General features: G+C 60.7%; 22 protein-coding genes. 10 read left to right on the top strand and 12 right to left on the bottom strand.

Annotated features, from left to right (window positions below):
• Positions 1-25: 25 nt before the first annotated feature.
• The 3 genes from Q7W83_RS21795 to Q7W83_RS21785 all read left to right on the top strand — a co-directional run bounded on the left by Q7W83_RS21795 (position 26) and on the right by Q7W83_RS21785 (position 4,044).
• Positions 26-2,719 (top strand): sensor histidine kinase, encoded by a 2,694-nt coding sequence (locus tag Q7W83_RS21795; protein WP_150633904.1) that lies wholly within the window; start codon positions 26-28, stop codon positions 2,717-2,719.
• On the top strand, positions 2,716-3,408 hold the full coding sequence (locus Q7W83_RS21790; protein WP_150633905.1) for a response regulator: 693 nt from the start codon (positions 2,716-2,718) through the stop codon (positions 3,406-3,408). Before Q7W83_RS21795 ends, Q7W83_RS21790 begins: the two co-directional genes overlap by 4 nt.
• A 138-nt stretch (positions 3,409-3,546) precedes the next feature.
• Entirely contained in the window at positions 3,547-4,044 is a 498-nt protein-coding gene (locus tag Q7W83_RS21785) for a GNAT family N-acetyltransferase (RefSeq protein ID WP_150633906.1), read from the top strand.
• A 69-nt stretch (positions 4,045-4,113) separates the two neighbouring features.
• Here the strand turns inward: Q7W83_RS21785 and Q7W83_RS21780 are convergent, their stop codons facing one another.
• Together Q7W83_RS21780 and Q7W83_RS21775 are read right to left on the bottom strand one after the other, a co-directional pair.
• Positions 4,114-4,719 (bottom strand): pyridoxamine 5'-phosphate oxidase family protein, encoded by a 606-nt coding sequence (locus Q7W83_RS21780; protein ID WP_473656923.1) that lies wholly within the window; start codon positions 4,717-4,719, stop codon positions 4,114-4,116.
• A 7-nt stretch (positions 4,720-4,726) separates the two neighbouring features.
• A complete protein-coding gene (locus Q7W83_RS21775; RefSeq protein WP_150639846.1) occupies positions 4,727-5,212 on the bottom strand; it encodes a GNAT family N-acetyltransferase in 486 nt (161 codons plus the stop codon).
• A 141-nt stretch (positions 5,213-5,353) separates the two neighbouring features.
• Between Q7W83_RS21775 and Q7W83_RS21770 the strand changes: the two genes are divergently transcribed.
• The 3 genes from Q7W83_RS21770 to Q7W83_RS21760 all read left to right on the top strand — a co-directional run bounded on the left by Q7W83_RS21770 (position 5,354) and on the right by Q7W83_RS21760 (position 7,486).
• Positions 5,354-5,779, top strand: coding sequence for a YybH family protein (locus Q7W83_RS21770; RefSeq protein WP_150633909.1), 426 nt, complete (start codon positions 5,354-5,356; stop codon positions 5,777-5,779).
• Positions 5,780-5,846: 67 nt separating this feature from the next.
• The gene (locus Q7W83_RS21765) at positions 5,847-6,191 is read left to right on the top strand and encodes a YciI family protein (protein WP_150633910.1); all 345 of its coding nucleotides are present in this window, start codon (positions 5,847-5,849) and stop codon (positions 6,189-6,191) included.
• Between the two features lie 59 nt (positions 6,192-6,250).
• Positions 6,251-7,486 (top strand): RNA polymerase sigma factor, encoded by a 1,236-nt coding sequence (locus tag Q7W83_RS21760; protein ID WP_150639847.1) that lies wholly within the window; start codon positions 6,251-6,253, stop codon positions 7,484-7,486.
• 98 nt (positions 7,487-7,584) lie between these two features.
• Here the strand turns inward: Q7W83_RS21760 and Q7W83_RS21755 are convergent, their stop codons facing one another.
• Complete coding sequence (locus Q7W83_RS21755; RefSeq protein ID WP_473656913.1) at positions 7,585-8,439, bottom strand: LysR family transcriptional regulator; 855 nt, start codon at positions 8,437-8,439, stop codon at positions 7,585-7,587.
• A 90-nt stretch (positions 8,440-8,529) separates the two neighbouring features.
• Between Q7W83_RS21755 and Q7W83_RS21750 the strand changes: the two genes are divergently transcribed.
• Positions 8,530-8,967 carry a multidrug/biocide efflux PACE transporter gene (locus Q7W83_RS21750; protein WP_150633913.1) on the top strand — a complete coding sequence of 146 codons (438 nt, stop codon included), beginning with the start codon at positions 8,530-8,532 and terminating at the stop codon, positions 8,965-8,967.
• A 43-nt stretch (positions 8,968-9,010) separates the two neighbouring features.
• Here the strand turns inward: Q7W83_RS21750 and Q7W83_RS21745 are convergent, their stop codons facing one another.
• Entirely contained in the window at positions 9,011-9,769 is a 759-nt protein-coding gene (locus tag Q7W83_RS21745; protein ID WP_150633914.1) for an SDR family NAD(P)-dependent oxidoreductase, read from the bottom strand.
• A gap of 119 nt (positions 9,770-9,888) precedes the next feature.
• Between Q7W83_RS21745 and Q7W83_RS21740 the strand changes: the two genes are divergently transcribed.
• Positions 9,889-10,785, top strand: a complete 897-nt coding sequence (locus Q7W83_RS21740; protein WP_458377097.1) for a LysR family transcriptional regulator — start codon at positions 9,889-9,891, stop codon at positions 10,783-10,785.
• Positions 10,786-10,919: 134 nt separating this feature from the next.
• Here the strand turns inward: Q7W83_RS21740 and Q7W83_RS21735 are convergent, their stop codons facing one another.
• The 4 genes from Q7W83_RS21735 to Q7W83_RS21720 all read right to left on the bottom strand — a co-directional run bounded on the left by Q7W83_RS21735 (position 10,920) and on the right by Q7W83_RS21720 (position 15,458).
• Positions 10,920-11,642 (bottom strand): TylF/MycF/NovP-related O-methyltransferase, encoded by a 723-nt coding sequence (locus Q7W83_RS21735; RefSeq protein ID WP_007946102.1) that lies wholly within the window; start codon positions 11,640-11,642, stop codon positions 10,920-10,922.
• Positions 11,639-12,505 carry a 2OG-Fe(II) oxygenase family protein gene (locus tag Q7W83_RS21730; protein ID WP_008032558.1) on the bottom strand — a complete coding sequence of 289 codons (867 nt, stop codon included), beginning with the start codon at positions 12,503-12,505 and terminating at the stop codon, positions 11,639-11,641. The genes Q7W83_RS21735 and Q7W83_RS21730 overlap by 4 nt, the downstream gene beginning before the upstream one ends.
• A gap of 189 nt (positions 12,506-12,694) precedes the next feature.
• Complete coding sequence (locus Q7W83_RS21725) at positions 12,695-14,308, bottom strand: inorganic phosphate transporter (protein WP_473656909.1); 1,614 nt, start codon at positions 14,306-14,308, stop codon at positions 12,695-12,697.
• A gap of 127 nt (positions 14,309-14,435) precedes the next feature.
• Positions 14,436-15,458 carry a transporter gene (locus tag Q7W83_RS21720; protein WP_150633918.1) on the bottom strand — a complete coding sequence of 341 codons (1,023 nt, stop codon included), beginning with the start codon at positions 15,456-15,458 and terminating at the stop codon, positions 14,436-14,438.
• Between the two features lie 268 nt (positions 15,459-15,726).
• Here Q7W83_RS21720 and Q7W83_RS21715 point away from each other — a divergent pair, with 268 nt between their 5' ends.
• Positions 15,727-17,352: a methyl-accepting chemotaxis protein gene (locus Q7W83_RS21715; RefSeq protein WP_458377099.1), complete on the top strand. Its 1,626-nt coding sequence runs from the start codon at positions 15,727-15,729 to the stop codon at positions 17,350-17,352.
• Between the two features lie 63 nt (positions 17,353-17,415).
• Here the strand turns inward: Q7W83_RS21715 and Q7W83_RS21710 are convergent, their stop codons facing one another.
• Entirely contained in the window at positions 17,416-17,724 is a 309-nt protein-coding gene (locus Q7W83_RS21710; protein WP_473656906.1) for a PepSY domain-containing protein, read from the bottom strand.
• A gap of 198 nt (positions 17,725-17,922) precedes the next feature.
• On the bottom strand, positions 17,923-19,050 hold the full coding sequence (locus tag Q7W83_RS21705) for a glycerophosphodiester phosphodiesterase (protein WP_473656904.1): 1,128 nt from the start codon (positions 19,048-19,050) through the stop codon (positions 17,923-17,925).
• A gap of 219 nt (positions 19,051-19,269) precedes the next feature.
• On the opposite strand from Q7W83_RS21705, the gene Q7W83_RS21700 reads away from it, so the two are divergent.
• Positions 19,270-19,596 carry a DUF2025 family protein gene (locus Q7W83_RS21700; RefSeq protein WP_150633922.1) on the top strand — a complete coding sequence of 109 codons (327 nt, stop codon included), beginning with the start codon at positions 19,270-19,272 and terminating at the stop codon, positions 19,594-19,596.
• A 125-nt stretch (positions 19,597-19,721) separates the two neighbouring features.
• Here the strand turns inward: Q7W83_RS21700 and Q7W83_RS21695 are convergent, their stop codons facing one another.
• Together Q7W83_RS21695 and Q7W83_RS21690 are read right to left on the bottom strand one after the other, a co-directional pair.
• Positions 19,722-20,045, bottom strand: coding sequence for an antibiotic biosynthesis monooxygenase family protein (locus Q7W83_RS21695; protein ID WP_150639852.1), 324 nt, complete (start codon positions 20,043-20,045; stop codon positions 19,722-19,724).
• Positions 20,042-20,749 (bottom strand): CTP synthase C-terminal region-related (seleno)protein, encoded by a 708-nt coding sequence (locus Q7W83_RS21690; RefSeq protein ID WP_150633924.1) that lies wholly within the window; start codon positions 20,747-20,749, stop codon positions 20,042-20,044. Before Q7W83_RS21690 ends, Q7W83_RS21695 begins: the two co-directional genes overlap by 4 nt.
• Positions 20,750-20,768 lie beyond the last annotated feature (19 nt).

Raw genomic sequence — 20,768 nt, 5'->3', positions numbered from 1 at the left:
CGCCGTGCCGTTGAAAAGGATTGCCATGCTCGTAACTGATACGTTCACCGCTTCGCGTGACGGCCGCCCTGATCCCGACGCGCTGCTGGAGAAGCTGCAACAAGACGAACAGGCCGCCTTGCGCGGCAAATTGCGCATCTATTTCGGCTCCAATGCAGGGGTGGGGAAAACCTGCGCCATGCTCACCGCGGCCCAGCGCGAAGTGGCCCAGGGCCGTGACTTGGTGGCGGGCGTGGTCGAAACCCATGGCCGTCGGGAAACCGCGGAACTGCTTAGCGGTCTGGAACTGCTGCCGCGCTACAACGTGATGCACCGCGAGTGTGCCCTCAGCGAGTTCGATCTGGATGCCGCGCTGGCGCGACGTCCGGCGGTGCTGCTGGTGGATGAACTGGCTCACAGCAATGTTCCCGGTTCGCGTCACCCCAAACGCTGGCAGGATGTTGAAGAACTGCTGCGTGCCGGCATCGACGTCTGGACCACCCTCAATGTCCAGCACCTGGAAAGTCTCAACGATATCGTCAGCGGGATCATCGGCATCCGGGTGCGCGAGACCGTGCCCGATCATCTGTTCGACGATGCCCATGAAGTGGTGGTGATCGACCTGCCGCCCGATGACCTGCTGCGCCGTCTCAAGGAGGGCAAGGTCTACTTGCCGCCTCAGGCCGAGCGTGCGTCCCGGCATTTCTTTCGCAAAGGCAACTTGCTGGCCTTGCGCGAACTGGCGCTGCGGCGTACTGCCGATCGCGTCGATGCACAGATGCGCGACTATCGCCGCGAGCGGTCCATCAACACGGTTTGGCCCGCGCGCGAGCGTTTACTGGTGGGCGTAGCGGGTTACCCTTCGGATGAGCGTCTGGTGCGGGAAGCGGCGCGTCTGGCGCAAAAGCTTGAAGCGGACTGGATTGTCGTCCATGTGCCTTCGGTTCAGCGCCGTGAAGCGGGGGCGAACCGCTATGCCGCCGCCATGAAAACCCTCGCGCTGGCCGCTGAATTCGGCGCCGACACGGCCACGCCCTCAGGCATGGACGTGGCCGAGACCCTGGTGGCGTTTGCCCGTGAACATAACGCCAACCGCCTGGTGCTCGGGCATTACCCGCGCAAGGTTTGGCAATTCTGGCATCAGTCGATCAGTGACCGTATCAGCCGTCGTCACCCCGAGATCGATCAGATTGTCATCGCTCATGGCCCGTTGCCCGTCGTGGTAGCGGTTGCGCTGAACACCGATGCAGCGTTGCCGCCGAGCAGGGCTCCGGCGTATCTGTGGGCCAGCCTTGCCTGTTTTTCCGCCACGGCGGTGGCCGCCTTGTTGCTGCAGGTGTTTGATCTGGCCAACGTGGTCATGCTGTTTCTGCTCACCGTGGTGTTGGTCGCCCTGCGTTACGGGCGCGGGCCGGGTGTCTGGGCGGCGATGCTGGCGGTGCTGTGTTTTGATTTCTTCTTCGTCCAGCCACGCTGGTCGTTCACGGTCAACGACACCCAATATTTCTTTACCTTCGCCCTGATGCTGGGGATTGCCTTGATCACCGGTCAACTGACGGCCCGCCTGCGTCACGAGGCGCGCACCGCTGCCGGCCGTGAGCGGCGCGCGACGTCATTGGCAAGGTTGGCGCGCGACCTGTCGGCGGCGCTGACGGTGGAGCAGATCACCGAGGTGGCGCTGCGCACCTTCAGCGGCGTGTTTGAAGCGCGTGTCGGGTTGGCGCTGCCGGACGCTATAGACAATGTCCATTGCAGTGGCGCCGGGGCATTCCCGATCGATGAAAGCATTGCCCAATGGGTGTACGACCACGGCCAACCCGCGGGTCAGGGCACCGATACGCTGGCAGCCTCTCAAGGACGCTATTTGCCGTTGAAGGCGCCGATGCGCGTACGTGGCGTGTTGGTGCTCGAACTGGCGGAACCCGAGCGATTGAGCGAGCCTGAAGAACAGCGTTTGCTCGAAGCGTGCATGAGCCAACTGGCGATCGCGCTGGAGCGGGTGCATTTCGTCGAAGTGGCGCAGAGCACTCTGGTGCAGATGGAGGGCGAGCGCATGCGCAATACGCTGCTGGCCGCGATCTCTCATGACCTGCGCACGCCGCTGACGACCATTATCGGCGCGGCCGATGCGGCGACGCCCCATGCGCCGCCCGGACCGCTGACACAGTTGCTGGGCGGTATCCGCGATCAGGCCAGCTCCATGCAGCGGTTGATCGAAAACCTGCTGGACATGGCCCGGATGCAGGAGCGCGGGGTGCGCCTGAACCGGCAATGGCACTCGCTGGAGGAAATCGTCGGCAGCGCGTTGCGGCAACTGCGCGAGCCGTTGGCACGGCATGTCGTGCGCACAGCGCTGTCGCCGCAGTTGCCCTTGGTGGAAGTCGATGCGCTGTTGATCGAGCGCGTGCTGGTCAACCTGCTGGACAACGCCGCCAAGTACACCCCGGCCGGAACGCTGGTGCAGGTTGCCGCGCGGCAAGAGCAGGACAGCATTGTGCTGGAGGTGATCGACGCCGGCCCCGGTTGTCCTCAAGGCAGCACGCCGCAAAGCTTGTTCGAACCGTTCACGCGGGGTCAGCAGGAGTCGGCCGTGGCCGGCATCGGCCTTGGGCTGGCGCTGGCAAAACGCATTATCCAGGCCCATGGCGCAACGATCGAGGCGCAACCCCAGGCCACCTCGGGCATCCGCTTTGTCATCACTCTACCGGCGGGTCACCCGCCTTCCATGGAATCGCTATGACCAGTGCACGCATCCTCATTGTCGAGGACGAGGCCAACATCCGCCGTTTCATCGGTATCGCGCTGCAGGATGAAGGTTTTCAGGTGTTCGAAGCCGACAACGTCAAGCGCGCCCTGATCCACGCCGCCAGCCGTCAACCGGATCTGGTGATTGTCGATCTGGGCTTGCCCGACGGTGACGGCAAACAATTGATCAGCGAGCTGCGGGGCTGGATGACGGTGCCGATTCTGGTGCTGTCGGCGCGTGATCGTGAAGAGGAAAAAGTGGCGGCGCTGGATGCGGGTGCCGACGATTACCTGGTTAAACCCTTCGGCGTGCCCGAGTTGCTGGCGCGAATCCGCGCCCAGTTGCGTCGACATGTGCAGAACGGGACCGCCGCCGTCACCAGCAAGGTGACGTTCGGCATGATCGAAGTGGACCTGGCCACGCACGAGGTCCGGCGCGAGGGCCAATCGGTCCATCTGACGCCCATCGAGTATCGCCTGCTGTGTGCGCTGATTCGCGGACAAGGCCGGGTCATGACCCATCGCCAGTTACTGCTGGAAGTGTGGGGCCTGGACTACGTTGATCGTGCTCACTATCTGCGGGTGCACATGGCGCACCTGCGGCAAAAACTCGAGGCCGATGCGGCCCAGCCGCAGCATTTCATCACCGAATTGCAGGTGGGTTATCGTTTGGTGGGGCTGTAGAGAAGGGCAGGTGCTGGTTGCAGCGCCAGGCCTTGTCGTACGAGTGCCGGGTGTCGGGCATTCGAGGGCCGGCAAGTGTTGTTAGAATTGGCGAGCGATACTCTGTCATCTCACTTGCCCCAAGGTTGCTGTTCTGCCATGAACTCGTCGAACCCTGTCATCCGAAACGTCCTGCCCGCTGATCTGGACCGCTGCTACGCCATCGAAACCGTTGCCTACGAAGGCGACGAAGCCGCCACCCGAGAAAAAATAGCCACCCGCATCGCCACCTGGCCCGAGGGGTTTATCGTCGCCGAGGTGGACGGCGTGGTCGCCGGTTTCATCAATTCCGGGGCGGCGTATCAGGTGGAGATGTCCGACGAAGCGTTCAAGGAGCTGATCGGCCACGACGCGGCCGGCCCGCATGTGGTGATCATGTCGGTGGTGGTGCATCCGGATTATCAGGGGCAGGGTTTGGCGAAACGCTTGATGGGCGAGTTCATCGAGCGCATGCGTGCGTTAGGCAAGACCAGCATCAACCTGATGTGCAAGGAACGGCATATTCCGCTGTATGCCGGATTCGGGTTTGCCTACGTCAAACCTTCCGCGTCAGACCACGGCGGGATGGCGTGGCATGAGATGGTGTTGGCGTTGTAACGGATCCAGCGACCACTGAAGATCCTTGTGGGAGCGAGCCTGCTCGCTCCCACAGTGTCAGGCGTCGTGTCAGTAGAGACTGTCCCGCACTCGGGCCGGTGCTTCGCGGTCATACGTCTCGGCATCAAACTGCCCGTCATTCAAGCGTTTGTGAAATGCCCCCGCCGTCGGCAGCGCCGAGCGATCCAGGTGCTTCTCGGGGTTCCACACATCCGAACGCACCATCGCTTTCGAACAGTGGAAAAGCGCCGCCTCCACCGTCACCAGCATCACCGTGCGCGCCGGTTTGCCGTTGACCGCGAAGCTTTCCAGTAACCCCGGTTCATCGCTGATCTGCGCCGTGCCGTTGACCCGTAACGTCTCGCCGATCCCCGGGATGATGAACAGCAGCGACACCCGCGAATCGAGCACCACATTGCGTAGCGTGTCGATGCGGTTGTTGCCCGGGCGATCCGGGATCGCCAGGGTGCGCTCATCGATGATTCGCACAAAACCCGGTGTGTCGCCGCGCGGTGAGCCGTCCAGGCCGTCGGGGCCGACGGAGCTGATGATCACCAGCGGCGAGGCGCGAACCATCGCTTGATAGTCCTCGTTCAGAAAGGCGATTTGCTTGCGCACGGCGCGTTCGTGGGGCAGGCCGTAGATTGCTTCCAGTGCTTCGATGCTGTCGAGCATAACCACCTCAGAAAATCAGGCCCATGCGCCGTTCGTAACCGATCCGGCCCTTGTAGGCTTCGCCGCTGTCGACCCAGCCGAATTTGGCATACAGCGCAATGGCAGCCTCGTTGTCCGCATCCACCGACAACTCCAGCGCCCTGATTTCGGGAAAGGCCTGGCGCGCCACGTTGGGCAGGGCTTGCAGGCAGGCCCTGCCATAACCTTTGCCTTGATGACGTTGGTCAACTTGCAGGGCATGCAGGGTGGCGCTGTGTTCGTCGGCCCAGGCGGGCAGCACCGGCGGGCGTTTGAGCAGCAGGAAAGCCACCGGAACATCCTCGACCAACAGGGCAAATCCCTTGACGCCGGGGCCGGGTTTGGACAGCAGGGTGTGCAACGCACCGTGGATGTCGCCGGAGAACCTGATCTGTTCCTGATGAACTTCGATGGCCTCGACCTGCTGGCACTGGTGCGCGTTCAGGGTTTCGTAAGGCACGAGTCGGGCTGTCACTGGAGTGTCCTTTTTCCAACAGAAATGAGCCTCGGATTCTAGCGAGTTTGCGCCCATGGTTTATTTTTATTTCGACTGTCGATTTGGCGTCTTGCCAGGCGACTAAGGGTGTCTTCACAACAAAAACCACGGAGAACCATCATGACGGCTACACACGAAATCCAGACCCTGATCGACACCTATCGCCAGGCGGTGATCGCCAAGGATGTCGAGAAAATCATGGCCCTGTATGCCGACGACCTTGTCTCCTACGACGCGGTCAAGGCCCTGCAATTTCGCGGCAAGCCCGCCTACCGCGCGCATTGGCTGGAATGCATGGAAATGTGCCAGGGCGCGCATAAGTTCGACTTCGACCACATGAACATCGTGGCCGATGAGCACATCGCCTTCGCCCATTGGCTGGCCCATTGCGGCGGCACCAACGACAAGGGTGAAACCCAGGCCTGCTGGATGCGCGTGACCGCCTGCTATCGGCGCGAGGCCGGCCAATGGCGCATCGTCCACGAACACTGGTCGGCCCCGTTCGACATGATGAGCGGCACTGCGCTGTTCAACCTGGAGCCCTGATCGTCGGGAAGTGCCACCCACGCGCCAAACTGCAGCCATAGTTGATCAGTTCGATCCGGAGAGCCCCATGAAGTATTTATGCCTGGTCTACAGCAATGAACAGGAGTTGCACTCACTGCCCGACAGCCCCAAGGACGCCGAGTGCATGGCCTACGCCGAATCGATCCAGGGCAGCGGCCGCATGCTCGCCGCCGAAGCGCTGGAGTCGGTGCAGACCGCCACCACCGTGCGTATGCGCAACGGCAAAGTGTCGATCACCGACGGCCCGTTCGCCGAAACCAAGGAGCAACTGGCCGGCTTCTACCTGATCGACGCCAAAGACCTCAATGAAGCCCTCCAGGTCGCCGGCGACATTCCGGCGGCCCGGGTCGGCTGCGTCGAAGTGCGACCGGTTCGTCAATTGAATCCCTGAGTCACAACAAAAAAGGAGGTCCCTGTGGTGACGCCGTTGACTGAAGGCATTCGGGACTGATGGCTGACGTGTCGGTCAAGGCTCGGGTAGAGCAGGTTTACCGCGAAGAGTCGCGGCGGATCCTCGCGACCCTGATCCGTTTGCTCGGTGATTTCGATCTGGCCGAGGAGGCTTTGCACGAGGCCTTTTTCGTCGCGGTCGAGCGTTGGCAGCGTGACGGTGTGCCGGACAATCCACGCGCCTGGCTGGTGTCCACCGGGCGCTTCAAGGCGATCGACGGCTTGCGTCGGCGCGCGCGGTTTGCCGCGTCCCGACCGATGCTGATCGCGCAACTGGAAGCCCTGGAGCAGGCCGACTGGAGTGACGAAGACGTGGAAGACGATCGCCTGCGTTTGATCTTCACCTGCTGTCACCCGGCACTCGCGGCGGATGCTCAAGTGCCGCTGACATTGCGCGAAGTCTGCGACCTGACCACCGAAGAAATCGCCCGGGCGTTTCTCTCGGCGCCGGCCACCATTGCCCAGCGCATCGTGCGCGCCAAAGCGAAAATCCGCGACGCGAAAATCCCTTATCAGGTGCCGACCCTGGCGGAGTTGCCCGAGCGTCTCGACAGCGTGCTACGGGTGATTTACCTGGTGTTCAACGAAGGTTACTCGGCGTCCGTCGGCACCGAGCTGACTCGGGAAGACCTGACCCGCGAGGCCATCCGGCTCGGCCGATTGGTCATGGAGTTGCTGCCCGAACCCGAAGTGATGGGCCTGCTGGCGCTGATGCTGTTGCATGAGTCACGGCGCCCGGCGCGAACATCGGCCAGTGGCGAGTTGATTGTGCTGGATGAGCAGGACCGTTCGCTGTGGGATGCCGGGTTGATTGCCGAAGGCTGCGCGTTGATCGAGCGGGCGCTGAGTACGCGGCGATTCGGGCCGTACTGCCTGCAAGCGGCGATTGCGGCGGTGCATGCCGAAGCGATGACGGCGCAGGAGACGGACTGGGCGCAGATTGCGGGTTTGTATGAGGTGCTGTTGGCGGCGGTGCCTTCGCCGGTGATTGAACTGAATCGCGCGGCGGCGATCTCCAAGCGCGATGGACCGTTGGCGGGGTTGATGTTGGTTGAAGGGATTCTGAATCGCGGCGAATTGCTGGATTACCACCTGGCGCATTCGGCGCGGGCGGAGTTTTGTCGGCAGTTGGGACGGGTGGAGGAAGCGCGGGCGGCGTATGAGCGGGCGCTGGAATTGACGCAGCAAGTGCCGGAGCGACGGTTTATCGAGGCGCGGATCAAGGCTTTAAAGTGAGGCGATCTGGCGGGCCCCATCGCGGGCAAGCCCGCTCCCACAGGTTCAGCGCAAAACCTGTGGGAGCGGGCTTGCCCGAGATGAGGTCCGCAGGACCTTCATTCCAGCATCTTGCCCAACAACCAACTCCCCGCCGGCCCCGGCGGATGCAGTCGCGACCACAGCGCATCGACGAACAGCGGCTTCGGCCAGCCGCGCACCTTCAATTCCTGCAACGTCCCGGCACCAAAACGCCCCACCAGCCATCGCGGCAACGGCGCCCAGCCGAATCCACCTTGAGCCATTTCCAGAAGCATCAAATAACTCGGTGCCGACCAGACGCGCCCCTTTGCACGGCTTTCATACGGATTGACGATCGTCGCCAGACGCAGCTCCCGATGCTGCTGCAACTGCTCCTGATCGATTCCGGCCAAGGTCGCCAACGGATGCTCACGAGACACGAATAAAGCGATTTCCGTGCGCTCCTGCACCGTCGAACTGACCAGATCCGGCGGGTAACTGTCTTGTTGCTCGGCGAACGCCACATGCGCCCGACCGCTTTGCACCAACGCCACCAGGTCATCGCATTCGGCGATCAGGCATTCAAGCTCAAGGTCCGGGTAACGCTGCTCGAACGCACTGAGCGCCGCTTCGAAGCGGTCGGACTGATAGGTGTCGGAAATCGCCACGGTCAGCTTCGGCTCAACTCCTTGGGACAACTGGCTGGCGGTCATTTCCAGGCGACTGGTGGCCGCGAGGATGTCCTCGGCCCGTTGCAACATCACGTGCCCGGCCGGGGTCAATGTGGGCTTGCGGCTGCTGCGGTCGAACAGCACCAGATTCAGATCGATCTCCAGGCTCGCCACCGCCGCGCTGATGGTCGACTGACTGCGCCCCAGTTTGCGTGCCGCCGCAGAAAACGAGCCTTGGGTCGCCGCTTGAACAAACGCTTGCAACACTTCCTGAGACGCCATGAACTATCGCCTTGATCGATGGTTATTGGTTATGAAGTATCGGCGTGAGGATGGATCATGGCAACCACAGTCACTCAGAGAGTTCTGCTCATGAACGCCAACAAATCCATCACTGAACGTATTTTCCAGGCCATCGGCTTTGAACTGCTGGCCATCGTGATCTGCACCCCGTTACTGGCGTGGATCATGGACAAGCCGATGCTCGACATGGGCGTCGTCACCGTGGTCATTGCGGCACTGGCCCTGGCCTGGAACGTGATCTTCAACGGGATTTTCGACCGCGTGCTGGCGCGATTCGAGATTGCGCACAACGCTGGGTCGCGAATCGTCCATGCGCTGCTGTTTGAAGGGGGGTTGGTTGCGGTCGGCGTGCCGCTGATTGCCTGGTGGCTCAACGTCAGCTTGTGGCAGGCATTCCTGCTGGATATCGGCGTGTTGCTGTTTTTCCTGCCGTACACCTACGTTTACCACTGGGTATATGACGTGGTGCGCGAGCGATGGGTGATGCGCACTTCATGTGAAGGATGATCGTTGAGCGGGCTGATCGTCAGCCCGCTCGCACGAGTGCTGTTTACAAGAACATCCCGCCCGACGCCTCGACGCGCTGGCCGTTGATCCACTGGCTGCCCGGTGCCAACAGCAGCGCAATCACGGCGCCGATGTCGTCCGGCAGACCGACGCGACCCAGTGCGGTATTGGCGGCGACCATTTGGTTCACCTGCGCGTTGTCGCGCACGGTGCCGCCGCCGAAATCGGTTTCGATCGCGCCCGGCGCCAACGTATTCACCGAGATGCCCCGCGCACCGAGCTCCTTGGCCTGATAACGCGTCAGCACTTCCATCGCGCCTTTCATCGCCGCGTAAGTGCCGTAACCCGGCAGGCTGAAGCGGGTCAGTCCGCTGGACACGTTGACGATGCGACCGCCATCAGCCAGCAACGGCAGCAGCTTCTGGGTCAGGAAAAACGGCCCTTTCAAATGGATGTTCATCAGCAGGTCGAACTGCTCGACGGTGGTGTCGGCGAAGTTCGCATACACACCGATGCCGGCGTTGTTGAGCAAGAAGTCGACGTGCTGGCGATCAAAATGGCTGCGCAAGACTTCGGCCACCTGCGTGGCAAAATCAGCGAAGCGCTCGCTCTGGCTGACGTCCAGTTGCAGCATGGCGGCGCGACCGCCGAGGCTTTCGATTTCTGCGACCAGGGCTTGGGCCTCGTCAGCCTTGCTGTTGTAGGTGCCGATGACGTCGACGCCTTGGGCGGCCAGGTGCAGGGCGGCGTTTTTGCCGAGGCCGCGGCTGGCGCCGGTGATCAGTGCGATTTTGCGGTTCATGGGACTTCCTCAGGGGGGGGTAACGGTGTGAAGGAAGTTTATTTATCCGCCCTGCGGTGATAAACAGAGTGAAATTGGAATCACTGGTCGGTTCAGCCGAACAATAGAAGGTCGTCACCATGAACAAACTGGAATTGCTGCGCACCTTCGTTCGCGTCAGCGAGATGTCGAGCTTTACCCTTGCCGGCGAGAGCCTGGGGTTGCCACGTTCCACCGTCTCCGAGCACGTTCAGGCGCTGGAAGCGCTGTTAGGCACCCGCTTGCTGCAACGCACCACGCGCCGGGTTCAGGCGACTCAGGACGGCTTGGTGTTGTACGAGCGCAGCAAGGACTTGCTGTCGCACATGGATGAAATCGAGGGGCTGTTTCGCCAGGATGCGGCTTCGCTCACCGGGCGGATTCGCTTCGATATGCCGAACTTTCTTGGCCGCCAGATGGTGTTGCCGCGCTTGCCGGAGTTCATGGCGCTGCACCCCAACCTGGAGCTGGAAATCAGCACCACCGATCGCCGGGTCGACTTGCAACGGGAAGGTTTTGATTGCGTGGTGCGGGTCGGCGTGCAACCGGATCAATCGGTGGTCGCGCGTCGCGTGTGTGATTTTTCAATGGTCAATTGCGCCAGTCCCGCTTACTTGCAGCGCTACGGCGTGCCGGAAAGTCTTGCGGACCTGACCCGGCATCGACTGGTGCATTACGTCGGCGTCCTGGGTTCGCGTTCGGAGGGTTTTCTGTATGAGGTCGACGGCAAGCTGCATCGCTTGCCGATGGCGGGCAGCGTCACGGTGAATAGCACCGACGCTTATGAAGCAGCGTGCCTGGGGGGATTCGGTTTGATTCAGGCGCCGCTCAAGGGCATGCAATCGCACTTGCTCAGCGGTGAGCTGGTGGCAGTGCTGCCTCAGTTGAATGCGCCGTCGATGGAGGTGTCGCTGCTCTATGCCCGGCAACGGCATTTGCCGTTGCGGGTCAGAGTGTTCATGGACTGGCTGGCAAACGTCATCCAGTCCACAACCTGAAGAACAACCCGTGCCCCTGTGGGAGCGAGCCTGCTCGCGAAAGCGGTAGCTCAGTCAACAGTGATGTTGAATGTGAAGGCCCCATCGCGAGCAGGCTCGCTCCCACAGTGGTTGCATTTCAGTTCAGGGCTGCGTCAGACGTGGAAATAACCTACGCAGCTATCAAACGGCAGACGCTTGAGTTCGATCTTGTTCAGGTCGAGCACTTCACGAAGGGCCTTGGTTTCGCCCGGGAAGTTGCGGTAAGCGACTTCGTCCAGCACCACGATGGCGCCTTTTGGCATGTACGGCAGGAAGGTTTCCAGCGCAACTTTGGTCGATTCGTACAGGTCGGTGTCGAGGATCAGCATGGCCACGACCAGGTCCGGACGGGTCTTGACCCACTCCGGCACGGTCTTGACGATGTCGCCCTTGACCAACTCGCAACGCGGGATGCGGTTGACCGGGCGCAGCAGGTCGTTGGCGTCGATCATGTCCTGGATCAGCGATTGGTCGGTGTCGGAGAACATGGTCTCGTTGACGTCGGCCGGGTCTTCTTTCTTGTCGATGCTCTGGAAGCCTTCGAAGGTGTCGAAGCCAATGATCGAACGGTTGATCGCGTACGGTTCGAGAATCATCGACAAGTGCATGTACAGCATCAGCGAGTTGCCTTTGTACACGCCGCACTCGATGATCGCGCCCGGTACTTCAGCGACTTTCTTGAACAGTTCCATACGCGACAGGGCAGCGGTCACGCCGATGCGGTTGGCGAAGACGAACGGTGCGTCGGCCACGTACTCGGCATCGACCCGTTTCAGAACGTTGGCACGGGTTTCGTTGTACTGGGCCTCGGCGGGCGTGATGCGACGCTTGGTCATGCTTCGATTCCTTGGAAATTAGAAAAGTCGTGGGCGTGGAAATAGTCTTTGAAGCCTGCGCCAACATCAGGGCAGGCGCTGTCGACATTGATCGCGCCACGCTTGTGTTTGAGGTCGTCGAGGTGCATCAGGCGGAAATCCACGCTGAAGCGGGTTTGTTCGGTGTGGTTGGCGACCGTGCCGTGCAGGTGCGAGCCGGAGAAAATCAGCATCTCGCCGGTGTTGCCGGCGATGCGCACTTCGGACGCGGTGTTGATCGCCTCCAGTGGCACCGGGTGCACGCGGACTTCCTCCTTGAGGTTGTCCTTGGCCTTGTGCCGCTGGTTGTTGATCCAGTCGTTGAGGCTCCATTCGCTGGAGGTGTTCTTCACCGGCACGTCGAAGTAGCCGGCGTTGATCATCATGGTCTGGTCGGGGCGGATGGTGTGCACCGGCATCCAGGTGTTGATCTGGCAATCGACGCTGCCGTACCAGGTATCGCGATGCGGTTTGTAGGCATAGCTGACACCGGCGTGCAGGTAGTCATAGTTCGGCACCACGCGAATGCGCGGCACGTCGAAAATGTACTCACGCGGGTCGACGCCAATCTCGTCGATGAACGACAGGATCAATTCCTTGACGCGCAGGCTGTTGGTGAACTGGCCCTTGAGGCGCGTCACCAGTACCACGAATTCTTCCACCGGCATCAGCGTGTGCAGCGCCTGGTGATTGGTCTCGCCGTCGAAGGCAGCGGTGATGCTTTCCTGGGCGAACGCACATAGCTCTTTGGCCGCGCGCAGCTGAGTGTTCAGGAAGATGTCGCCGGCGTAGATGGCTTCTTTGAAGTCAGCTTTCTGTTGAAGCTGATTGATGTACAGATTCACGATTCCACTCCTGAATGCATCGAGTCTCTTAAGAGTCGGCCACACGTTAGCAAACTGAAGTGCAATCCGGCGGGTGGCGGATCAATAAAATCGCAATCCCCTGAATTTGCGACGAAATGCTTTCCATAGGGCGATAAAAAACCCTGTAGCAGCTGGTGAAGCCCGCTGCTACAGGGTTGTGTGTTGAGGCTAGAAAATTTGGGTGAACAACCAATACAAGCTGCCCGACAACAGAATCGCCGCCGGCAAGGTCAGCACCCAGGCCATCAGCAGGTTGCGGATGGTCTTCATCTGCAACCCGCCGCCGTTGGCAACCATGGTCCCGGCCACCCCCGAAGACAGTACGTGGGTGGTGGAGACCGGCAGCCCGAACATGTCAGCCGCGCCGATGGTCAGCATGGCGACGGTTTCCGCCGAGGCGCCTTGGGCGTAGGTCAGGTGGGTCTTGCCGATTTTCTCGCCGACCGTGACCACGATGCGCTTCCAGCCGACCATGGTGCCCAGGCCCAGCGCAATCGCCACTGCGATTTTTACCCACAGCGGAATGAACCGCGTCGAGTTGTCGATCTGTTGCTTGAACAGTTGCAGCTTGCCGCTGGTGTCAGCGTCGAAGTTACCGACCTTGTTCTTCTCCATCAGGCGAATGGTTTCGCTGGTCAGGTACATGTCGTTACGCACGTTACCCACGGCTTCGGCGGGCACTTTGGACAACGAGCCATAACCCTTGACCTCGGCGCCAATCCGGCCGGTGAGCGCGGCGAGGGCCGGGATCAGTTGCGGCGTGGCTTCCTTGCTGCCCACATATTCGGACAGCACCAGACGCGGGTCGTCCGGTGCCGGCAGCGGCGAACTTTTCACCAGCGCTTGTTGGGTGACTTCGGCGACGGCGGCGAACTGCAAGGCCTGATCGGCCGGCATGGTGCGGTTCAGCGCGTAAGCCATTGGCAGCGTGCCGACCAGAATCAGCATGATCAGGCCCATGCCTTTCTGGCCATCGTTGGAACCGTGGGCAAACGATACGCCGGTGCAGGTCACGATCAGCATGCCGCGAATCCACCACGGTGGCGGCGTGTTGCCTTTCGGCGCCTTGTACAACGCGCGATTCTTGACGAAGGCGCGCAACGCCAGCAGCAACAACGCGGCAAAACCAAAGCCGACCAGCGGTGAGAGCAGCAAGGCATAACCGATCTTGGTGGCCTGCGCCCAGTCCACGCCGCTGGTGCCATCGCGACCGTGCATCAGTGCATTGGCCACGCCGACACCGATGATCGAACCGATCAGGGTGTGCGACGACGACGCCGGCAAGCCCAGCCACCAGGTGCCGAGGTTCCACAGAATCGCGGCGATCAGCAGGGCGAAAATCATCGCGAACCCGGCGGACGAACCGACTTGCAGGATCAGCTCCACCGGCAGCAGGGCGATGATGCCGAACGCCACCGCACCGCTGGAGAGCAACACCCCGAGGAAGTTGAAGAATCCGGACCAGGCCACCGCGAAATTCGGCGGCATCGAGTTGGTGTAAATCACCGTGGCCACCGCGTTGGCGGTGTCGTGGAAACCGTTGACGAACTCAAAGCCCAGGGCGATCAGCAGCGCCACGCCCAGCAACAGAAACGGCGTCCAGGTGGTGACCACCGTGCCAAGTTCGTTCATGTCGTGCATCAGGCTGTACGCGGTGAACAACAACCCGCTGGCCAACACGCCGAAGAAAATCACCAGGGTGAACAGGCTGGGTTTCTTGTCGAGCTGCGGTCTGGCGCTGCTGACGGGCGCCTGGGCAGCGGTGAAGGAAGGAGTAGCCATGCCGGACAATCCTGAGGAGGGAAGTGTGTCCGTCATGATCGTTGCCAAATGTTACGGGAAGGCTGCGTTAAGTCAGTGTTTGGGTTTTTTGTCGTTCCGTTGATCTAATTTACTTCGGAAGCAGTGCTCAATAATCCTGACGCTTACGAAACGCCCAACGCCCCGCAATCACCGTAAACGTTGCCACCAGCGCCACCAGAATCCAGAACCCCTCCGGGTCCTGCGACAGCGGTACGCCACCCACGTTCATGCCGAAGAAACCGGCAATGATGTTGATCGGCAACGCCAGCACCGTGACCACGGTCAAGGTGAACAGCGTGCGGTTGCTTTGCTCGTTGAGGTTGGCGGCAATCTCTTCCTGCAACAGCTTGATCCGTTCACCCAGCGCCGTCAGGTCGTTGATGATCAGCGCAAACTCCTCCGTGGACTTGCGCAGCTCCTTCACGTCTTCCTTCTGCAGCCATTGCGGCGGGCGATTGAGCAGGCGCAGCAACGAGCCCGGCTCCAGCGCCAGCAACCGTTGCAAGCGCACCAGCACCCGGCGATTGGCGCCCAGCTCCGCGCGGTTGGTCGACAGCCGCGAGGACAGCAATTCATCTTCGATCTGATCGACACTCTGGCTGGTCTTGCGCACGATCTGCGTCAGCACCTCGCCCTGGTCGCGCAGCAAATGCACCAGTAATTCCAGCGGCGAGCGAAAGCATTCACCGGCCTTCACCGACGAACGCAACTTGTCCACCGAGTGCAGCGGTTGCAGGCGCGCGCTGATGATCAGCCGGCTGCGGGCGCACACCCATAGCGTCGACACGTCCGAGGAGACCATGCTGCTGAGGTTGAACACCACGTCGTTGACCACCGCCAGCAACGCCGAATCGACATGCTCGATGCGCGTCGAACGCGAGCCTTCATGCAAGGCTTCGAAAAACTCGTCGGGCAATTCCAGATGACTTTTCATCCAGCGCTCGCACGCGGCGTGGGCGAGGTTCAGGTGCAGCCAGAGAAATTCATCGCTGTCGCCCGGTTGCTGCAGACACCGCAACGCCATGGCCGAATCGATTTCCCGGCCGCGTTCGCCGGGACGAAAACTGAAACCGTACAGCAGACCGAACAGGTCCGGGTCGCGATGGCTTTGGTCAATGCTGTGGTTCATGAGGTCTCGCAGTGAGAGGCGCCTGTCGCGGGTTTCACAGGTTCACTTGAGCCGCATCATCGCAAGGCGTCTTGACAGTTTTGTGACAACTTCGTGGAGCTGGCCAAGTGCCTTTTACCGGTGGTCGGAAGCGCTCAAGAACGGCACTGACACGCCGATCTCCCTTGGGAGCCAGCAAGCGCACGTTCGAAGCTGAAGACAGGGATGTCCGGACGATTTTCACGCCACACACCATGGCGTGCCTTATTCCTGTCACGAGTAACTTCTGATGTCTTTGCAAAAGTCCCTGAGAGCGCAAATTCTCGCCCTGTTGAGCTGCAGCCTGTTTGCGATGTTGTTGATCGCGTTGGCCTGCTTTCACTTTCTGTCCAGCGGCGTTCAGAGCTACGCAAACCTGATCGACGGCCCGCTGCATACCTCACAATTGATCGATGAAGCCAACCTGCAATTCAAGGTGCAGGTTCAGGAATGGAAAAACGTTCTGCTGCGTGGCAAGCAACCGGCGGACCTGGACAAATACTGGAAGCAATTCGAAGACCGTCAGCGCGACGTGCAGGGCATCCTCGGCGACCTGGCCGGGCAGAAGGGCATCGAGCCGCAACTGAAAACCCGCATCGAACGCCTGCGTGACGAACACCGCTTGTTAGGCGCTGCGTACCAGAAGGGCCGCGATGCCTACGTGGCAGCCGGTGCCGATCCAACGGCCGGCGACACTGCCGTGAAGGGCGTGGACCGGGCGACCAGCGATCAGATGAGTGAACTGGTCAGCGAATTGCGCAAGCAGGGCGTCGAGCAATCGAAGCTGATCAGTGCCAGCGCCGATCGCACCGTGTGGCTGGGCATCATCGTGATGCTCGCTTCGGGCTTGTTGATCGGGCTGTTGAGCCTGTGGCTGGTCAACCGCAACCTGGTCGAGCCGATTCGCAAACTGATCGACTACGTGGCGCAACTTAGCCGGGGCAGGTTTGCCGAACGTGTGGCCAGTACCCGCCAGGATGAGCTGGGCAAATTGGCGGTAGCGGCCAATACGCTACGCGATTTTCTCGCTGAAACCTTCAATCGTTTGCAGGTCAGTGCCAAGGATCTGGACGGCGCCAGCAGTGAGTTGAAAGCGATCGCCGGCCTCATGGCCAGCGGCACCAACGAGCAATTCAACCGCACCGACCAGGTGGCCACGGCGATGAACGAAATGTCCGCCACCGCGCAAGAAGTCGCGCGCCACGCCGCCGATGCCGCGCGTGCCGCCGACGATGCCGACCAGTCCGCCCAGCAAGGCGAAAAGGTCATGCAGGGCACCATTTACACGATCACCCAGATGCGCGGCGAAATCGCCAACACCGCGACCGTCATCCGACAGTTGGAGACTGACAGCGGCCGAATAGGCAAAGTGCTGGAAGTGATTCGCGGCATCGCCGAACAGACCAATCTGCTGGCACTCAACGCCGCCATTGAAGCAGCCCGCGCAGGTGAAGCGGGGCGTGGTTTCGCGGTGGTGGCCGATGAAGTCCGTAGCCTGGCCCAGCGCACGGCGGCGTCGATCATCGAGATCAACCAGATCATCCAGACCGTGCAAACCGGTGCGGTGGACGCGGCCCAGGCCATTGAAAGCGGTCAGTCGCGCAGCGAAGAAAGCGTGCAGCAAGTGACCGAGGCCGGTGCCATGCTGGAGCGCATCACCCATGCCGTGGAATCCATTCGCGACATGAACCGCCAGATCGCCACCGCCGCCGAAGAACAGACCTCTGTGGCCGAGGACATCTCGCGCAACCTCACTGAGATCACCAGCATTGCCAGCACCAACCTGGACAACGTGCAGCGCACCGAAGCGGCCAGCCACAACCTGCATGGGTTGTCAGGACAGTTGAATGAAGTGACGGCGCGCCTGAGCGCGTAAGGCGTCACCGGAACGCAAAAAAGCCGCACGATCCGAAAATCGTGCGGCTTTGTTTTGTGTGTATCAGTCGTCTTGTTTGTTCTTCAGGACTTCGCCGGTAGCGGCGTTCAAGTCCACGTCCCATTCAACGCCTTTGGCGTCTTTGAGTTCAACTTCATACTCATAGAGAGAAGGGTGTTGGTCCAGGTCGCTGTCGGTGATCGTGGCACCCGGGTGCAACTTCAGGACGATCTGGTTCAGTTCTTCCAGCGGCATGATCTTTTTATCTTTGACCAACTGTGGGATCTGATCGACGGGGACATCAGCTGCCTGGGCCAGTCCAGCGGTGAGGGTCAGGGCGGCAGCGGTGAACAGGGCAGTCAAAGTCTTCATGAGGTTCTTTCCTTGGGTGAGCCGTTTAAGTGAGTCCAGATTAACTGTGGCAACTTAATTCAGGCTTAATTCCCTGGTCACGGTTAGAAGCATTCGCTAGCTGCTCCCACAGTTGATCTCGGTTGGCCACACATTTTGTGTATGCCAACGATCCCTTGTGGGAGCTAGCCTGCTAGCGATACGGGTGCCGGTCCTGGATCAATACCCGTTGTTCGTCAGCAACTGCGCAACGGTACCCGCCGCCGGACGTTTGTAGAACTTCAACAATTCGCTGGCGCGGTTGGTGAAGATGCCGTCGACCCCGGCGTCCATGACTTTCTGGTAATCCACCGCATCATCGACGGTGTAGACGTGCACCAACAAACCCTGGTCGTGGGTGTACTGGTTCATCCACGGTTTCACCAGATCCGAATAGCTCTGATCGCCCCCCTTGGTCAGTGCCGCAGAAGGCCCGGTGCCGATCGCGCCCTGAGCCTTGGCGTACTCGACCCATTGCTGGAACTCGGCTTTGTCCTTCGGTTCCTGCTTGGCGTAATACGTGGCTTTGTCCTTGTCGCCAGACTCGGCGAACGTCACCTTGGACTTAGGCTCGATGCTGCCTTCGCCGACCCACAGCAGCAGGATCTTCGGCACCTTCGGCATTTCTTTTTCCAGCAGTTCCAGGCTGCTTTTCTCGAAGGTTTGCAGCACCACTTTACCTTTGCCCTGGCCGACGGCGAGCTCGCTTTTCGCCAGTTTCGAACCGGCCGGGCTCAACCAGCCGCGGTCCTGAAGTTTTTCCTTGAGGTCCCGCTCGATGCCGGGGAATTGCTTCGGCTCCTTGGTTTCGATGTACAGGCCGGGTTTGTGCAGTGGATTGCCCTGGGCGATGTCGATGATTTCGTCGAGGGTCAGGATTTTCAGGCCCGCGTAGGAAGGGCGAGCGCGATCCGGGTAAGCCGTGTTGAACCAGCTGCCGGCATCGAGGGTTTTCAGCTCGGCGATGGTGAACGCGTTGGCCGGGCTGTCCTTGCGCTCGGGGAATTTGCTGGCGACGTCGGTGGTGCGTTGCAGGTTGTTGTCGTGCAGCGCAAACAGCACGCCGTCCTTGCTGCGTTGAAGGTCCAGTTCGAGGTAGTCGGTGCCCAGATCGCGCGCCAGTTTGTAAGCGGCGGCGGTGGATTCCGGTGCATCGAAAGACGCACCACGGTGAGCGATTACCGCCGGATGCGGGATGCCCGAACGGGTTGCCAATGAGGTCGGGCTTGGCTCGCTGGCGGCCTGCGCCTGACCGAGGCCGAGCAGCACGCTCAGCAGCAGGGCGCTCTTGGTGAAAGTAACGGGCATGGTCGAGATCCTTTCGCAGAGAGTTTTCAAAGACGTCTCTTTTAACAACTGAGCGCCGCTAGCGCTATCGCGAGACCGACATAAACGTGTTTAAAGAGTATTTTTTCAGCACATTTGTGCGGTTCTTTGCAGTACTCTTGGCCCCGGCAGTTTCCCCGGCAGAGGGAAAAGCCGTTCATGCCCTGCGTGTAAACCATCGATCACATTTGTGAGGTTTATATGCGCATCACTTCTCAGCTCATCTGCCAGGCCGCCGAACAGCTCAAAGGCTTCGTCGGCCTCAATCGCAAGACCGGTCAGTACATCGTGCGTTTCAGCGAAGATTCCTTCGGCATGGACGTGGCGGATGACGGCATTATTCCTGCCAGTGAATTCGTCTGGGCGCCGGGGCCGGAGCAGGCCATGACGCTGAAGCGCGAGCTGATTCAGTTGTTGCTGGATCAGAACATCGATGACCGGATCAACATCACCGAGCCGTTGCGGGTGTATATGAATCGGCGGGAAGTGCCGGAGATTTCGGCGGTGCGCAGTCTTGTGCAGAGCTGAGTTTTGCCGTGTTTGTGCTGGCCTCATCGCTGGCAAGCCAGCTCCCACAGGGTTTCGCGTCGCACACATAAACCCATGTGGGAGCGGGCTTGCCCGCGATGACGGCCTCAAAAACACCACACCACTTACTGTTTGAACTCATAAGCCCGCTCAACCTTGCACACCCGCGTATTGCACGCCGCATACCAGGTCGAGCGCCCACGCTCACGAATCGCGCTGTGCTCGGGATGATGTTTCCACGCCAGAATCGCCGCCTCACTGGCCCAGTAGGAAACGGTAATCCCGAGCCCGTCCTCACCTCGCGCCGATTCCACGCCCAGAAACCCCGGCTGCTCACGCGCCAGTTCAACCATGCGTTCGGCGGCCTCGGCGTAACCTTGATCGCCATCGGTGCGCAGCGAAGTAAAAATCACCGCGTAGTAAGGCGGTTCCGGCGTCTGGGCCATCATGATTTCTGCCTCACGCACGCTTCGATCAACGCACTGACCAGCGGCGGCAACAGACCTTTGAGCGCAGCACGTTCAGGTTGAAACAGCGTGGCAACGAAGAACGGATGCCCGCGTAATTCCACTGCTCGCAAATCCCCCGATGAATCATGTCCTACGGCGCACAGCTGTTCGCTCAGCAACGCCCGTTCAAACTCGGGATTCACACCATAACGGCAGCGATAGCCTTCACGGATTTCCGAGTTTTCGTACGCCTTGGCGATCAACGAACCTTCCACCAGATGAATACTGTCGACGGCTTCCACCAGCGAACAGGTCAGTGGCGTGAGCAGCGCTCGCGTCGCATCGGGTGATGTCTCGCCGTGCTCGGCATCTCCCCACCCCAGAACGTTGCGGGCGTATTCGAGTACGGCATGCTGAAAACCGCCACACGTGCCGAGGAAAGGTCGCTGTTGTTCGCGGGCAAAGCGGATCGCTCGCAACGCACCGGCCTCATTGCGGTAGGGACTGGCCGGTACACACCAGAAGCCATCGAAGTCTGCCAGCGGTGTGTCGTTGTCGATGCGATCGGTGGCCAACCATTGGAACTGTACGTCCAGGCCTGCGTGTTCGGCTGCCATTCCGAGGGCGACGGGAATCGCCTGGTGGGCGGTGACTTGCGGGTCGTAGTCGCCGATCAGGGCGATGCGGATGACGGTGTTTTCCATGAGTGCTCTCGACGCTTGT

The organism is Pseudomonas sp. 300, from assembly GCF_055803035.1.
The sequence above is the reverse complement of the archived record's forward strand: the minus strand, read 5'-3'. Positions and strand labels throughout refer to the sequence as shown.